Origin of the sequence: Actinomadura vinacea, assembly GCF_039532545.1 — a bacterium.
Classification (GTDB): domain Bacteria; phylum Actinomycetota; class Actinomycetes; order Streptosporangiales; family Streptosporangiaceae; genus Spirillospora; species Spirillospora vinacea.
This window is the reverse complement of record NZ_BAAARW010000048.1, coordinates 1-15,233: the sequence shown is the minus strand read 5'-3', so window position 1 is coordinate 15,233 and position 15,233 is coordinate 1. Positions and strand designations below refer to the sequence as shown.

The following is a 15,233-nucleotide window of genomic DNA, read 5'->3' as shown; positions in this document are numbered from 1 at the left end:
TCACAGTTCGGCGGACGGGAGCCCGCCCGTCTCGCACATCCGCACGCAGTCGTCGTGGGCCTTCAGCACGTCCAGGACGGCCGGGTGCGGGTCGGCGTACACCATCCGGTAGTCGGACTCCCCCAGCGCCGGGTCGGGCGTGTAGACGAGCCTGTCCTCGTCCGCGGAGAATTCGACGACCGCGGCGCCCGGCCTGTTGCCGCGCGGGTCGAGCCGCACCCACCTGTCGTCGATCAGGGCGGCGGCCAGACCATGCAGGACGAACCCCTGGTCCGCGCGCAACCGCTGGTAGCAGAACCCCGCCTGGATGCCGCCCGCGCGCAGCAGCGCCACGAACGCGTGCGCCTTCGCGTAGCACAGGCCGGTACCCTCGCGCAGCACGTCCGACGCCCGCCAGGTTACCCTGCGGTCGCGCACGTCCATCGAATGCGTGATCCGGTCGCGGACCAGCTCGAACGCGCCCTTCGCGTACGCGATGTCGGCACCGGTGCGCAGCACCGACGCGGCCGACTGCACCAGCTCGTGCTCAAGGTCGACCGCCCCGCTCGCGGCGAGGTAGTCCCAGGGTTCGGCGGCGAACTCCAGCGCCGTCAAAGGCCCAGCAGCGGATCGATGCCGACCGTCAGCCGGTCGGGCAGCTCCGCGACCTTCCGGACGGCCAGCAGCACCCCCGGCATGAACGACTCGCGGTTCATCGAGTCGTGCCGGATGGTGAACACCTCGCCGTGCCCGCCCAGCAGCACCTCCTGGTGGGCGATCAGCCCCGACAGCCGGACGGCGTGCACCCGCACCCCCTCCACGTCGGTGCCGCGCGCGCCGTCCAGCTCGGACGTGGTCGCGTCCGGCGACCGCGGCACCCCCGCCTCGGCACGCGCCGCCGCGATCAGCTCGGCGGTGCGGTAGGCGGTACCGCTCGGCGCGTCCACCTTCTTGGGATGGTGCAGCTCGACGACCTCCACCGACTCGAAGAACGGCGCCGCCTTCTGCGCGAAGTGCATCATCAACACCGCGCCGATCCCGAAGTTCGGCCCGATCAGCACGTTGCCCGCGCCGGACGACTCGGCCTGCCACCCGCGCACCGCGTCCAGCCGGGACGGATCGAAGCCGCTGGTGCCCACGACCACGTGCAGGCCGTGCTCCACGCACCAGCGCAGGTTGTCCATGACCACGCCGGGATGGGTGAAGTCGACCACGACGTCCGCGGCGGTGAGCGCGTCCCGCGCGTCCCCCTCGTCGACGGCGGCGACCAGCTCCATGCCGTCGGCGCCCGCCACGGCCCGGCACACCTCGGCCCCCATGCGGCCCCGCGCGCCCAGCACCCCAACCTTGATCACAAGTTCCTCCCGATCCGGCGTCCGGGCGATGCTATCGCGGCGTCGGGCCCGCTCAGGGGGCACGCGGACCCTCCACCGGCGATTCTGTCAGAGCGCAACGATAATGTTGCGGTCAGTGATTATCCGGAGGTGACGGATGGAGACGGTGCGCTCGTCCAGCCTGGCGATCCTGATCGGCTCGGCCGCCGCCGTGATCATGCTGGCCGGGCTCAGATCGGCCTCCGCCATCGTCGGCCCGATCGTCCTGGCGCTGATCCTCACGATCGCGGTCAGCCCGCTGCGCGGATGGCTGGACCGGCGCGGCGCCCCGTTCTGGGTCTGCGTCGCCGTCCCCCTGGCCGTGCTGATCGCGCTGCTGCTCGGGCTCGGCGCCGCGCTGGCGGTCTCGGTCGCCCAGCTGGCCGCCCTGCTGCCCGACTACACCGACGAGTTCAACCAGCTCGTCGACTCCTTCGCCAAGACGCTCACCCGCTACGGCATCGACCAGGGCAAGGTGGGAAACGCCGTCTCCCGGCTCGACCCGGGCGAGCTGTTCACCTTCGTCCAGGGCTTCCTGGCCGGCCTGCTCAACGCCTCGTCCGCGATCCTGCTGATCGTCCTGATGCTGTTCGGCATGTGCATCGACGCGACCGGCACCGTCCGCCAGCTGGAGCGGCTCGCCGGCGACCGTCCTGAACTGGTCGCGGCGCTGCGCGGATTCGCCCGCGACACCTGCCGCTACCTGGTCGTCAGCACGATCTTCGGCTTCGTGGTGGCCGTGTTCGACACCATCGTGCTGTACGCCTTCCAGGTCCCGCTGCCGCTGCTGTGGGGGCTGCTGGCCTTCCTCACCAACTACATCCCCAACGTCGGCTTCGTCATCGGGCTGGCGCCGCCGGCCGTCCTGGGCCTGCTCACCGGCGGCGTCGGCACGATGATCTGGATCATCGTCGCCTACAGCGCCATCAACTTCGTGCTGCAGTCGCTGATCCAGCCCAAGTTCCTGGGCGACGCGGTGGGCCTGTCGTTCACCCTCGTGTCGATCTCCCTGATCCTGTGGGCATGGGTCCTGGGCCCGCTGGGCGCGATCCTCGCCGTCCCGCTCAGCACCCTGGCACGGGCCCTGCTGATCGACCTCGACCCGTCCAAGCACTGGCTGACCGGCCTGCTCACCTCGGCGGTCGACCAGCCCGCCGCCCGCGAACCCGCGCGCCGAAGACCCGGCCCTAAAGAGTGAAGTCGCGGTCCCCGAACGGGCCGATGACCGTCAGCGCCTGGGGTGCCCCCAGCACGCTCTGGGCGACGGCGCGGATGTCGTCCGGCGTCACGGCCTCGATGCGGGCCAGCACCTCGTCCACCGGAAGCAGCGACTCGTACACCAGCTCGCTCTTGCCGATGCGGCTCATGCGCGACCCGCTGTCCTCCAGGCCCAGCACCATCGCGCCGCGCAGCTGGCCCTTGCCGCGGTCGAGTTCCTCGCCCTCGACGCCCTGGTCGGCGATCCGGGCGATCTCGTCCCGGCAGATCGACAGGACCTCGTCGACCTTGCCGGGCTGGCAGCCCGCGTACACGCCGAAGATCCCGGTGTCGGCGTACTGGGACGTGTAGCTGTAGACCGAGTACGCCAGGCCCCGCTTCTCGCGGATCTCCTGGAACAGTCGCGACGACATGCCCCCGCCCAGGGCCGCGTTGAGCACGGCCAGCGCGAACCGGCGCTCGTCGGTGCGGGAGACGCCGACCCCGCCGATGACCACGTGCGCCTGCTCGGTGTCCTTGTCCAGGACGCGGACCGACGGCGTCGCCGGCACCGGCTCCCCGTCCACGCGCGGAGGCGAGGGCCGGTCGCCGCCGGTGAGCCGGTCCGCGAACGCCCGCTCGACCAGCCGCACCACCTGGTCGTGGTCGATGTTCCCGGCGACCGCGACCACCAGGTCGCTGGGGACGTAGTGGTGCTCGTAGTAGCCGTGGATCCGGTCGCGGGTCAGCGCGTTGATCGACTCGACGGTGCCCAGAATGGGCCTGCCCAACGGGGCGTCCCCGTACAGGGCGATGGAGAACTCGTCGTGGATCAGGTCGCCGGGGTCGTCGTCGCGCATGTGGATCTCTTCGAGGATCACCCCGCGCTCGGCCTCGACGTCCTCCGGCCGGTTGACCGACGAGGCCACCATGTCCGACACCACGTCGGCGGCCAGCGGCAGGTCGTCGTCCAGCACCCGCGCGTAGTAGCAGGTGTACTCCTTGGCGGTGAACGCGTTGAGGTCCCCGCCGACCGCGTCGATCGCGGCGGAGATCTCCAGCGCGGACCGCCGCCGGGTGCCCTTGAACAGCACATGCTCCAGGTAGTGGCTGGCCCCCGCGTCCTCCGGGGACTCGTCCCGGGAGCCGACCGCGGCCCAGACGCCGAACGCCGCCGACCGCACGGTCGGCATCGACTCGGTGATCACCCGCAGCCCGCCGGGCAGCACGGTGCGCCGCACCGCCCCGGCCCCGCCCTCACCGCTGTGAATCGTTTGCGTGGTCCCGGGTTCCTGCACCCTGGCCGGCAGCGTCACTGGCCACTTCCCATCATCGATCGAACAGAACACGAAGAACTACAAGGCCCGACCCCGCGCCGCCCAACGAGTTCGTCCCTGAACTCCAAGGCTGCCAGAGCCACCCGAGATCTGTGCCCCACAGCCATCACACGTTCCGAACGCGGACAACGGGGACACATCCTCGAACCACACGGGACGGTCGCGAATCCCGTCCGCCACCGGCAACGTCCAGGCGCGCACAGCCAACCCGTCGGCCTTCCTGCGCCCGACGCCCACAGCCCGGCTGGCAGCCCAACCCCGGCACTCGACCCGCCCTTGCCTGGCGCCCAGTATGACCAGGTCTGGTTCCGCCTGACAGCCCGCCCCAGCCCCGGCCTTCCCCGACAAGCCCGTTGAGCAGACAATCTGCTCCTGTCTGGCAGCCCGACCCCGGCACGCAGCGCGGCCTCGCCTCGCGGCCCGACCGTGCAGCACGGCCCGACTGAGTAGACCTGCTCTTGGCCGACGGCCTGGTTAGGCCGGGTCCGGGACGGGGGTCGGTTGGCAGGAGGCTTGGCCTTGCTCGGTGGGCAGGGCGGCTGGGGGTGTCGCGTCTTTGAACGTTGATCCATGAACGCGGGCTCGTCGGGGGGTGGGGGGAACGCGGCCGACCGGCCTGCCCGGGTCGGGCAGGCCGGTCGGTCGGCGGTCGTTCAGGAGTTGCGTTGCGAGCCGTCGTCGCCTCCGCTGCGGCGGGTGCGGCGGCGGCGCGGGGCGCGGCGCTCCTCGCCGTCGCCCTCGGTGTCGGTGTCGCCGGCCTCGGGCGCGGCCTGGCCGTCGCCGCCCTCCTCCTTGGCGGCGGCCTCGCGCTCCACCACCTCAACCGGCACCAGCGACAGCTTGCCGCGCTGGTCGATCTCGGTGACCTCCACCTGGATCTTCTCGCCGACCGCGATGACGTCGTCGACGTTCTCGATCCGGGCGCCGCCGTGCAGCTTGCGGATCTGCGAGACGTGCAGCAGGCCGTCCTTGCCCGGCAGCAGCGACACGAACGCGCCGAACGTGGTGGTCTTCACGACGGTGCCCAGGTAGCGCTCGCCGACCTCGGGCATGTGCGGGTTGGCGATCGCGTTGATCGCCTGCCGCGCGGCCTCGGCGGACGGGCCGTCGGTGGCCCCGACGTAGATGGTGCCGTCGTCCTCGATGGTGATGTCGGCGCCGGTGTCGTCCTGGATCGAGTTGATCATCTTGCCCTTCGGGCCGATGACCTCGCCGATCTTGTCGACCGGGACCTTGATGGTGATGATCCGCGGCGCGAACTCGCTCATCTCGGCGGGCGCCTCGATCGCCTCGGACATCACGTCCAGGATCGCCAGCCGGGCGCCCTTGGCCTGCTTCAGCGCCGCGGCCAGCACCGAGGCGGGGATGCCGTCGAGCTTGGTGTCCAGCTGGAGCGCGGTGATCAGGTCACGGGTGCCGGCGACCTTGAAGTCCATGTCGCCGAAGGCGTCCTCGGCGCCGAGGATGTCGGTCAGCGTGACGTGCTCGCCGCCCTCGTGGATCAGCCCCATCGCGATGCCCGCCACCATCTGCTTCAGCGGCACGCCCGCGTCCAGCAGCGACATGGTGGACGCGCACACCGACCCCATCGAGGTGGAGCCGTTGGAGCTGAGCGCCTCCGACACCTGCCGGATCGCGTACGGGAACTCCTCGCGGGTGGGCAGCACGGGAAGCAGCGCCCGCTCGGCCAGCGCGCCGTGCCCGATCTCGCGGCGCTTGGGCGACCCCACGCGGCCGGTCTCGCCGGTGGAGTACGGCGGGAAGTTGTAGTTGTGCATGTAGCGCTTGGTGCGCTCGGGGTTGAGCGTGTCGATCATCTGCTCCATCCGGAGCATGTTCAGCGTGGTGATCCCCATGATCTGGGTCTCGCCCCGCTCGAACAGCGCCGACCCGTGCACCCGCGGCACCACGTGCGCCTCGGCGGTCAGCTGCCGGATGTCCCGGACCCCGCGGCCGTCGATGCGCAGCCCGTCGCGGACGACCCGCTCGCGCACCAGCTTCTTGGTGACCGCGCGGTACGCGGCGGAGATCTCCTTCTCCCGGCCCTCGAAGTCGGCGGCCAGCTTCTCGGCGGCGGACGCCTTGATCTCGTCCAGCCGGGTCTCGCGCTCCTGCTTGCCCGCGATGGTCAGCGCCTCGGCCAGCTCGGCCGAGACGGTGGCGGTCACGGCCTCCAGGACGTCGTCGTTGTAGTCGGGGAACAGCGGGTACTCGGTGGTCGGCTTGGCCGCCACGGCGGCGAGCTCGCTCTGCGCCTTGCACAGTTCCTTGATGAACGGCTTGGCGGCGTCCAGGCCCTGCGCGACCGTCTCCTCGGTCGGTGCCACGGCGCCCTCGCCGACCAGGCGGATGGTGTCGCGGGTGGACTCGGCCTCCACCATCATGATCGCGACATCGCCGTCCTCGAGCACCCGGCCCGCCACGACCATGTCGAAGGTGGCCCGCTCGAGCTCGGGGTGGGTGGGGAAGCCGATCCACTGGCCGTCGATCAGCGCGACGCGGACGCCGCCGATCGGGCCGGAGAACGGCAGCCCGGCCAGCTGGGTCGACATCGACGCGGCGTTGATCGCGACGACGTCGTAGAGGTGGTCGGGGTGCAGCGACAGGATGGTCTCGACGACCTGGATCTCGTTGCGCAGGCCCTTGACGAACGAGGGGCGCAGCGGCCGGTCGATGAGCCGGCAGGTGAGGATCGCGTCCTCGGACGGCCGGCCCTCACGGCGGAAGAACGAGCCGGGGATGCGCCCGGCCGCGTACATTCGCTCCTCGACGTCCACGGTCAGCGGGAAGAAGTCCAGGTTGTCCTTGGGCTTCTTGGACGCGGTGGTCGCCGACAGCACCATCGTCTCGTCGTCGAGGTAGGCGACGGCGGAGCCGGCGGCCTGCCGGGCCAGCCGGCCGGTCTCGAACCGGATGGTGCGGGTGCCGAAGGCACCGTTGTCGATCACTGCTTCGGCGCTGTGGGCGCCGTCGATGCGCACGGCATCTGACACGGGGAAACCTCCTCAGGTTTCGGTCGTCTCCCGCGGTCGTCTCCCGTGGCTTCGCGCAGTGCCGGTCTTCGATCGAAGCACCCGGAGCGGTCACCCCGCCGGGGCGCGTTCCGGAAGCCACTACCGAGGACCGGCCGCACCAGGGCGGTGTCCGCGGGGCTTGCTTTCCAGTTGTACGGGGCGGGCGCCGGTGGCGCCGTCCGTTGACCGGTCACGGCCGCCATCGGGGCGGCCGCCCGGGTGGCCGCCGGCCGGGGCCATGGGTGGGCCCGGGGCCGTAGCGGCGTCGGCGGCTCCGCCTGTCACGCGTGGCCGCCGCTCGGCGGTTCCGTCGTATCACGGGGTCGCGCCCTGCGATCTCGCATTCCCCCGATGCGGCGTTTCCACGCCGCCGGGCGACTGCTTACGACCGTACGGCCTCAGGGGCCGATACGGCCAGTGCCGAAGTCCGCACGGAGCGATCCGCGGGCAACTCTTCCGGCCGATACGACGGAGGGAGCGGCCGCGGGGCCCGGGGACGCCCCAGGCACCCGTGCGGGCCGGGCGCGGGGCCCGGCCGCCGAGCCACTCCCTCACCTGACTATCGGCGCAGACCGAGACGCTCGATCAGCTGCCGGTAGCGGTTGATGTCCTTGTTGCTCAGGTACTTCAGGAGCTGGCGGCGACGGCCGACCAGCAGCAGCAGGCCGCGGCGGCTGTGGTGGTCGTGCTTGTGCTCCTTGAGGTGCTCGGTCAGGTCGTTGATCCGCCTGGTCAGCAGCGCGACCTGGACCTCCGGGGATCCGGTGTCACCCTCAGTGGTCGCGTACTCGGCGATGATCTTGTTCTTGGTGGCGGTGTCCAGCGACACGTGGCTCCTTCGATGGGATCGTCACCCGCAGATCGGGCCTGCTCGGCACGGCGGTCCGCATGGTGCGTGGGGAAATCGTGGCGAGCCGCATGAGGGTGCAGCTCACCGCGCCGGGACCTTTTCCGGCGACTCTTCACCGTACCATGCCGGTCAGGCCCCCCGGCCCTGCGAGCGAACCCGCCCTGATCAGGGCATTTACCGATCACTGCCAGATCATCGGGGTCCGTCCGGAAACGACCGGGACCGGCCGGTCGCGGCCTGGAGCGGTCCCGATCGGCGCCTCAGGACGCGGTGATCTCGCGGGCGCGTTCCACGTCGCGGTGCATCTCCTCGATCAGCGCGTCGATCGAGTCGAACTTGAGCGTGTCCCGGATCCGGGCCTGGAAGTCGACTCCCATGTGCTCGCCGTAGAGGTCGAGGTCGTCGCGGTCCAGCGCGTAGGCCTCGACCGTCCGCTCCTCGCCCTCGAACGTGGGGTTGGTGCCGATCGAGATGGCGGCCGGCCAGCGGAAGCCGGCGTAGCGGTCGGAGCCGCCGACCAGCCGGCCGGCGTACACCCCGTCGGCCGGGATCGCGGTGTGCGGCAGGGTCTCCAGGTTCGCGGTGGGAAAGCCCAGCGCCCGCCCCCGCTGGTGGCCGCGCACGACCACGCCCTCCACCCGGTGCGGGCGGCCCAGCGCGTGCGCGGCCTCCTCGACCTCGCCGGCCTCCAGCCGCTCCCGGATGTAGGTGGAGGAGATCGTGTCGCCGTTGGCCACCAGCGGCATCCCCGCCGCCGTGAACTCGTACTTGTCGCCCAGCTCGGTCAGCAGCCCGACGTCGCCCTTGGCACGGTGCCCGAACCGGAAGTCCTCCCCCACGATCACGTGCGCCGCGTGCAGCCGCTCGACCAGCACCGACTGGACGAACTCGTCCGGCGGCACCTTGGACAGCTCCAGCGTGAACGGGACCACCGCGACCGCGTCGGTGCCCAGCCCCTCCAGCAGCTCGATCCGGCGGCGGGTGGTGGTCAGCAGCGGCGGATGGGTGCCGGGCCGGACCACCTCGTCCGGATGCGGATCGAAGGTGATCGCGACCGAGCGCAGGCCGCGCTCGCGGGCCAGCTCGGCGGCGGCGCGGACGATCCGCTGATGACCGCGGTGCACGCCGTCGAACACGCCGATCGTTACGACCGACCTGCCCCAGTCGGCGGGAACCTCGTCGAGGCCGTGCCAGCGCCGCACCATGCTCTCCCTGCGTTGGACCTGCCTGCCCGGCCCGGGGCCGGTCTGCCGTCGCCCGAAGGCGTTGCTGTCGCCTTAAAGAGTGCCATGCGGCCGGAACCGAGCTGACCGAGGGGCTCCCGCTGAAGAATTCTACCCGCGGGTAGCCCCGTCAGCCGGACTGGTAGACGACGAACGACACGGCGATGTACTGCAGGACGTACGCCGCGAGCGTGCACGCGTGGAACACCTCGTGGAACCCGAACCAGCGCGGCGAGGGGTCAGGGCGCCGCAGGCCGTACACCACGCCGCCCACGCTGTAGGCGATCCCGCCCAGCGCGACCAGGACGCAGGCCGCGAGCCCGGCGCCGTCGAGGAACTGCGGCATGAAGAACACCGCCACCCACCCCAGGGCGATGTAGAGGGTGACGTACAGCCAGCGCGGCGCGGTGACCCAGGCGGTGCGGAAGACCACTCCGGCGATCGCACCCGTCCACACGACGGCGAGCACCCCGACGCGGGCGGCGCCGTCCAGGGCCACCACGGCGAACGGCGTGTACGTCCCGGCGATGATCAGGTAGATGTTGGCGTGGTCGAAGCGGCGCAGCAGCTCGACCAGCCGGCTGGAGCGCTGCCGGTGGTAGGTGCCCGAGATCCCGAACAGCAGGCCCGAGGTGGCCACGTAGACGGCCGAGGCCAGCCGCGCCTGCACGGTGGGGCCGAGCGCCACCAGAACCAGCCCCGCCACCAGCACGGCGGGGAACGCTCCCAGATGCAGCCAGCCGCGCAGCCGGGGCTTGGTCGGCGACGAGACCGATGTGGAGCGGGGCAGTGACGGGGACGCCGTGGACGGGCGATCGCGTGATATGGCCACGGGCAACCTCCTCGCTCAATAACCTACGCATACGTAGGTTACGCGACCGTAGGTTACTTGTGGGGACCCTCGCGCAGTGAACCTCGTCACCGGGACGCGGCGCTACGGGACGAAGACGGCGAGCGGTTTGGCGGCCCGCCCCTGCTCCTCGACCAGCGCCAGCAGCGTCCCGTCCGGCGCGAACACCCCCACCGGCCCCGGGCCCAGCCCGACCGCCGGAAGCCGCCCGCCGTGCATGACCTTGCGCGCGTCGTCGGCGTCCACCTCGCGGCGCGGGAACGCCGCCGCCACCGCCTCCCCCATCGGGACGACCTCCAGCCTCTCGGCGAGCTGGTCGATCGTGCGGGCCATGCCCAGGTCGTAGGGGCCCACCCGGGTCCGGCGCAGGTAGGTCAGATGCCCGCCCGTGCCGAGCATGGCGCCCAGATCGCGCGCCAGCGCCCGGATGTAGGTGCCCGACGAGCACGAGATCGAGGCGTCCACGTCGATCAGGTCGCCCTCGCGCCGCACCGCCGTCACGGTGAACGCGTGCACCGTCACCGGACGCGCCTCCAGGGCCACCCGCTCGCCCTTGCGCGCCATCTTGTACGCGCGCTCGCCGTTCACCTTGATCGCGCTGACCTGCGGCGGCACCTGGCGGATCTCACCGGTCAGCGCGGCCACCCCGGCCTCCAGGGCCGCGTCGGCGACACCCGCCGCCGACGCGGACGCGGTGATCTCGCCCTCGGCGTCGTCGGTGTTGGTGGACTGCCCGAGCCGGATCGTGGCGTCGTAACCCTTCTCGGTCAGCGCCAGATGGCCGAGCAGCCGGGTCGCCTTCTCCACCCCGACGACCAGCACCCCGGTCGCCATCGGATCCAGCGTGCCCGCGTGGCCGACCCGCCGGGTCCGCGCCAGCCGCCGCAGCTTCCCCACGACGTCATGCGAGGTCCACTCCGCAGGCTTGTCCACGACCACCAGCCCGGACTCCGCCCCGCGCCCACTCCGCCCGGTCATGCAGCCTCCCTGTGGGGGACGACCCCCCGCACCCCCCGGCAAAAGCAAGCGGACATGCCCTCGCTTCGCTCGGTCATGCCGCCTCCCGCAGCGCGTTCCGCAGCCGGTCGATGATGGCGGCGGGCTCGGCGTGCATGGTGAACGCGGCGGCGGTACGGTGGCCGCCGCCGCCCAGCGCCACGCAGGCGCGGCCTACATCGACCTGGCCCTTGGAACGGGTCGAGACGTACCAGTCGCCCTGGTCGTTCTGCTTGCAGACCACCGCCACCTCGGCCTCGTCGGTGCGGCGGAGCTGGTCGATCACGCCTTCCAGTTGGTCGTAGGGGACGCCCCGGCTGTCCCGGTCGGCACGGCCGATGGTCGTCCAGACCAGGCCCATGCCGCCGGCCGCGTCACGTTCCAGCCGGGCCCGCGCCAGGGCGCCCGCCAGCACCATCAGGTAGCCGAACGGGGCGCGGTCCCACAGCTCGCGGCTCACCGCCTCCGGGCGCACCCCCGCGGCGAGCAGACGGCCCGCCAGGTCGTGCACCTGCGGGGTCGTGCAGGGGTACTTGAACGAGCCGGTGTCGCTGGCCAGGCCCGCGTACAGGCCCTGGGCGATGTCGCGGGTGAGCGGCACGCCCAGCCTGCGGATCAGCTCGTCGACCAGCACGGCGGTCGCGGCGGCGTCCGGGTCGACCAGCCGTACCGCGCCGAAACCGGTGTTGGACGCGTGGTGGTCGATGACGATCAGCGCGGACGCGGCGGCGGCGCGCCCGGCCAGCGAACCCAGCCGCTCCACGCCCGCCGCGTCCAGCGTGATCATGACCTCCGGGCGCTCGGCCACCCGGAACGGCTCCACCAGCAGTTCCTGGCCGGGCAGGAAGCGCAGGCTCACCGGGATGGTGAACGGCTCGCCGAACGAGGCCCTGCAGCGTTTGCCCAGCCCGCGCAGCGCCTGCCCCAGGGCCAGCATGGAGCCGAGCGCGTCGCCGTCCGGGGCGATGTGGCACGCCAGGACGATCTCCTCGGCGGCGTGCAGGACCTCCACGGCCCGGTCCCAGTCGAGCTCGGGACCGTCCGTGCCGCCGCCGCCAGGGACGGACGGCACGGCCGCCACGGGCGGCGCGGGCTCGCGCGACCCCGCTCGGCGGATCGGCACGGCGGCGCGTTCGGGCGCCACCAGAACGTTCAACTCGTCCGGGAGGCGCGGTGCGGGACCGGCCGCCGAGCGCAGCGAATGATCCACGTGCTCGGCGGCGTAGCCCCAGGACGTGGCCGGTACGCACCAGCCCAGCGCAGGAGCCTCGTGGTCGCTGGTCCAGACGGTCCCCGGTGTCCGCGCGCCCCCCGCCACCGGTTCACTCACGTGACGAGTGTCCCGCTTCGCCGCCCTTGTCGTCGCCGGTTTCATCGACATCGTCGTCATCGTCCGCCCGGTAGGGGTTGGCGTCGCCGGCGTGGGTGGCGCCCTGGGCGGCCTTGGCGACCTCGGCGTCCTTCTCCCGCGCCTGGGCGAGCAGGTCGTCGATGTGCGCGGCGTTCTCCATCAGGGAGTCGGCGACGAAGGTCAGGCTCGGGGTGTGCCGGACACCGGTCTTGCGGCCGACCTCCGTGCGGATCACTCCCTTGGCGCTCTCCAGGGCGGCGGCGGTCTCGGCCCGCTCGGCGTCCGACCCGTACACCGTGTAGTAGACGGTGGCGTCGCGCAGGTCGTTGGTGATGCGGGTGTCCGTCACGGTCACGAAACCCAGCCGCGGGTCCTTGATCCGCCGCTCCAGCATCTCCGCCACGATCTGCTGGATGCGGTCGGCGAGCTTACGCGCGCGAGCTGCGTCCACCATGATCGCACTCCCTTTCCATGGGTCTCGCGAGGGGTTGTCAGTCCTCGCCGTTGTACAGCCGCCGCCGTGCCGACAGCAGCTCGATCTCCGGGCGGCCGGCCACCAGCCGCTCGCACTGGTCCAGCACCTCGGTGCAGTTGCCGGCGGTGGCCGACACCACCGCCAGCCCGATCTCCGCGCGGCGGTGCAGGTCGGTGGCGCCGGTCTCGGCGACGGCCACGCCCGGGAACCGCTTGCGGACCTCGGCGATGACGGGGCGGACGACCGAGCGCTTCTGCTTCAGCGACCGGACGTCCCCCAAGAGCAGATCGAGTGTCAGCGCGCCCACGTACACCTGATGGATCACCTCGCGATTCTGTTGGATTGGAACGACGGGCGGGGCCTGGGGTGTTCCCCGGGCCCCTGTGCTGCGCGGCGTCGACCCGCGGGACCGGTGCCGGCATGGGCCGCCGACGCGACACGGCGCCAGGTCGGAAGGTCCGCCTGGCGCCGTGTCACGCGTGCACGACGGCCCGCTCGATCGCGGGGCCTCAGTCGCGGGGCTTCTCCCGCATCTCGAAGACCTCGATGACGTCGCCGAGCTTGATGTCGTTGTAACCGACGCCGATACCGCACTCGAAGCCCTCGCGGACCTCGGTGGCGTCGTCCTTGAACCTGCGCAGGGACGACACGGTGAGGTTGTCGGAGACCACGGCACCGTCGCGGATGAGCCGCGCCTTGGCGTTGCGCTGGATGATGCCGGAGGTGACCATCGAACCGGCCACGTTGCCGATCCGCGGCACCTTGAAGATCTCGCGGACCTCCGCGGTACCGAGCTGGACCTCCTCGAACTCCGGCTTCAGCATGCCCTTGAGGGCGAGCTCGACCTCCTCGATCGCCTGGTAGATGACCGAGTAGTAGCGGATGTCCACGCCCTCGCGGTCGGCCAGCTCCTGCGCGTTGCGCTCGGGCCGCACGTTGAAGCCGATGATGACCGCGCCGTCGGAGGCCAGCGACAGGGTGACATCGTCCTGCGTGATCGCGCCGACACCGCGGCGGATGACCCGCAGGTTGACCTCGTCGCCGACGTCGATCTTCGTCAGCGAGTCCTCCAGCGCCTCCACCGAACCGGACACGTCGCCCTTGAGGATGAGCAGCAGCTCCTCCCGCTCGCCCTTCTCCAGATCCTTGAACATCTCTTCAAGAGTGCTGCTCTTGCGGCTCTTGAGGAGTTCGGCGTTGCGCTTGCGGGCGACCCGCTTGTCGGCGATCTGCCGGGCGATCCGGTCGTCCTCGACGACCAGGAAGTTGTCACCCGCGCCGGGCACGGAGGTCAGGCCGAGCACCAGCACCGGACGCGACGGCAGCGCCTCCTCGACGTTGTTGCCGTTCTCGTCGAGCATCGCCCGGACGCGGCCGTGCGCCACGCCGCAAACGATCGAGTCGCCGACCCGCAGCGTGCCGCGCTGCACCAGCACGGTCGCCACGGCGCCGCGGCCCTTGTCGAGGTTGGCCTCGATGGCCGAGCCCTGGGCGGGCATGTCCGGGTTGGCCTTGAGCTCCAGCTCGGCGTCGGCGGTCAGCACGATCGCCTCGAGCAGCCCGTCGATGTTGGTGCCATGGCGGGCGGAGACGTCGACGAACTGGGTCTGGCCGCCGAACTCCTCGGCGATCAGGCCGTACTCGGTGAGCTGGGCCCGCACCCGCTGCGGATCCGCGCCCTCCACATCGATCTTGTTGACCGCGACCACGATCGGCACCCCGGCCGCCGTGGCGTGGTCGATCGCCTCGGTGGTCTGCGGCTTGACGCCGTCGTCGGCGGCGACCACCAGCACCACCAGGTCGGTGGTGTCGGCGCCGCGGGCACGCATGGCGGTGAACGCCGCGTGGCCCGGGGTGTCGATGAAGGTGATCTTGCGCTCGTCGCCGTCGACCTCGGTCTGCACCTGGTAGGCGCCGATGTGCTGAGTGATGCCGCCCGCCTCGCCGGCCTGGACGTCGGCGTTCCGGATGGCGTCCAGCAGCTTGGTCTTACCGTGGTCGACGTGACCCATGACGGTCACCACCGGCGGACGCGACTGGAGGTGGTCCTCGCCGCCGTCGTCCTCGCCGTACTCGATGTCGAACGACTCGAGCAGCTCGCGGTCCTCGTCCTCCGGGCTGACGACCTGGACGTCGAAGTCCAGCTCCAGCCCGAGCTCCTGGAGGTCCTCCTCCCGCACCGACTGGGTGGCGGTGACCATCTTCTGCAGGTGCATCATGATCGCGACCAGCGCGGCCGGGTTCGCCCCGATCTTCTCGGCGAAGTCGGTCAGCGTGGCGCCCTGCGGCAGCCGGATGGTCTTGCCGTTGCCGCGCGGAGCCTGGACGCCGCCGATCGCCGGCGCCTGCATGTTGTCGAACTCTTGGCGCCGCTGCTTCTTGGACTTGCGCCCGCGGGCCGGACGGCCTCCGGGACGTCCGAACGCGCCCTGCGTGCCGCCGCGGCCACGGCCGCCGCCACCTGGGCGGGGACCGCCGAAGCCGCCGGGACGGCCGCCTCCGCCGCCGCCACCGGGACGCGGGCCGCCGAAGCCGCCGCCGCCACCGGGACGACCGCCGCCGCCCGGACGGCCACCGCCGCCGGGACG

General features: G+C 71.6%; 13 protein-coding genes. 1 reads left to right on the top strand and 12 read right to left on the bottom strand.

Annotated features, from left to right (window positions below):
- Both ABD340_RS45785 and dapB read right to left on the bottom strand, forming a co-directional pair.
- Nucleotides 1–594 (bottom strand): transglutaminase-like domain-containing protein, encoded by a 594-nt coding sequence (locus tag ABD340_RS45785; RefSeq protein ID WP_344598219.1) that lies wholly within the window; start codon nucleotides 592–594, stop codon nucleotides 1–3.
- Nucleotides 591–1,334, bottom strand: coding sequence for a 4-hydroxy-tetrahydrodipicolinate reductase (gene dapB, locus ABD340_RS45780; protein ID WP_344598217.1), 744 nt, complete (start codon nucleotides 1,332–1,334; stop codon nucleotides 591–593). The genes ABD340_RS45785 and dapB overlap by 4 nt, the downstream gene beginning before the upstream one ends.
- 136 nt (nucleotides 1,335–1,470) lie before the next feature.
- On the opposite strand from dapB, the gene ABD340_RS45775 reads away from it, so the two are divergent.
- Nucleotides 1,471–2,550, top strand: a complete 1,080-nt coding sequence (locus tag ABD340_RS45775; RefSeq protein WP_344598216.1) for an AI-2E family transporter — start codon at nucleotides 1,471–1,473, stop codon at nucleotides 2,548–2,550.
- On the opposite strand, the gene ABD340_RS45770 is transcribed toward ABD340_RS45775, so the two are convergent.
- The 10 genes from ABD340_RS45770 to infB form a co-directional block, all read right to left on the bottom strand.
- On the bottom strand, nucleotides 2,540–3,865 hold the full coding sequence (locus tag ABD340_RS45770; protein ID WP_344598215.1) for a M16 family metallopeptidase: 1,326 nt from the start codon (nucleotides 3,863–3,865) through the stop codon (nucleotides 2,540–2,542). The genes ABD340_RS45775 and ABD340_RS45770 overlap by 11 nt on opposite strands.
- Before the next feature lie 674 nt (nucleotides 3,866–4,539).
- Nucleotides 4,540–6,861 carry a polyribonucleotide nucleotidyltransferase gene (locus ABD340_RS45765; RefSeq protein ID WP_344598494.1) on the bottom strand — a complete coding sequence of 774 codons (2,322 nt, stop codon included), beginning with the start codon at nucleotides 6,859–6,861 and terminating at the stop codon, nucleotides 4,540–4,542.
- 598 nt (nucleotides 6,862–7,459) lie between these two features.
- Nucleotides 7,460–7,729 carry a 30S ribosomal protein S15 gene (gene rpsO / locus ABD340_RS45760; protein ID WP_344598213.1) on the bottom strand — a complete coding sequence of 90 codons (270 nt, stop codon included), beginning with the start codon at nucleotides 7,727–7,729 and terminating at the stop codon, nucleotides 7,460–7,462.
- A 281-nt stretch (nucleotides 7,730–8,010) separates the two neighbouring features.
- Complete coding sequence (locus tag ABD340_RS45755) at nucleotides 8,011–8,952, bottom strand: bifunctional riboflavin kinase/FAD synthetase (RefSeq protein WP_344598492.1); 942 nt, start codon at nucleotides 8,950–8,952, stop codon at nucleotides 8,011–8,013.
- A 151-nt stretch (nucleotides 8,953–9,103) separates the two neighbouring features.
- The gene (trhA, locus tag ABD340_RS45750; protein WP_344598490.1) at nucleotides 9,104–9,763 is read right to left on the bottom strand and encodes a PAQR family membrane homeostasis protein TrhA; all 660 of its coding nucleotides are present in this window, start codon (nucleotides 9,761–9,763) and stop codon (nucleotides 9,104–9,106) included.
- A gap of 144 nt (nucleotides 9,764–9,907) precedes the next feature.
- Nucleotides 9,908–10,801, bottom strand: a complete 894-nt coding sequence (gene truB / locus ABD340_RS45745) for a tRNA pseudouridine(55) synthase TruB (RefSeq protein WP_344598212.1) — start codon at nucleotides 10,799–10,801, stop codon at nucleotides 9,908–9,910.
- A 73-nt stretch (nucleotides 10,802–10,874) separates the two neighbouring features.
- Nucleotides 10,875–12,149 (bottom strand): DHH family phosphoesterase, encoded by a 1,275-nt coding sequence (locus ABD340_RS45740; RefSeq protein ID WP_344598210.1) that lies wholly within the window; start codon nucleotides 12,147–12,149, stop codon nucleotides 10,875–10,877.
- Entirely contained in the window at nucleotides 12,142–12,624 is a 483-nt protein-coding gene (gene rbfA, locus ABD340_RS45735) for a 30S ribosome-binding factor RbfA (protein ID WP_344598208.1), read from the bottom strand. The genes ABD340_RS45740 and rbfA overlap by 8 nt, the downstream gene beginning before the upstream one ends.
- Nucleotides 12,625–12,661: 37 nt before the next feature.
- Nucleotides 12,662–12,970, bottom strand: a complete 309-nt coding sequence (locus tag ABD340_RS45730; protein WP_344598207.1) for a DUF503 domain-containing protein — start codon at nucleotides 12,968–12,970, stop codon at nucleotides 12,662–12,664.
- Nucleotides 12,971–13,154: 184 nt separating this feature from the next.
- Nucleotides 13,155–15,233 (bottom strand): translation initiation factor IF-2 (infB, locus tag ABD340_RS45725; RefSeq protein WP_344598206.1); only part of this gene is annotated, 2,079 nt, incomplete at its 5' end.

Coding starts and splice junctions, on each gene's coding strand:
- ABD340_RS45775 (WP_344598216.1), top strand. CDS start 1,471: ATGGAGACGGTGCGCTCGTCCAGCCTGGCGATCCTGATCGGCTCGGCC.
- truB (WP_344598212.1), bottom strand. CDS start 10,801: ATGACCGGGCGGAGTGGGCGCGGGGCGGAGTCCGGGCTGGTGGTCGTG.
- rbfA (WP_344598208.1), bottom strand. CDS start 12,624: ATGGTGGACGCAGCTCGCGCGCGTAAGCTCGCCGACCGCATCCAGCAG.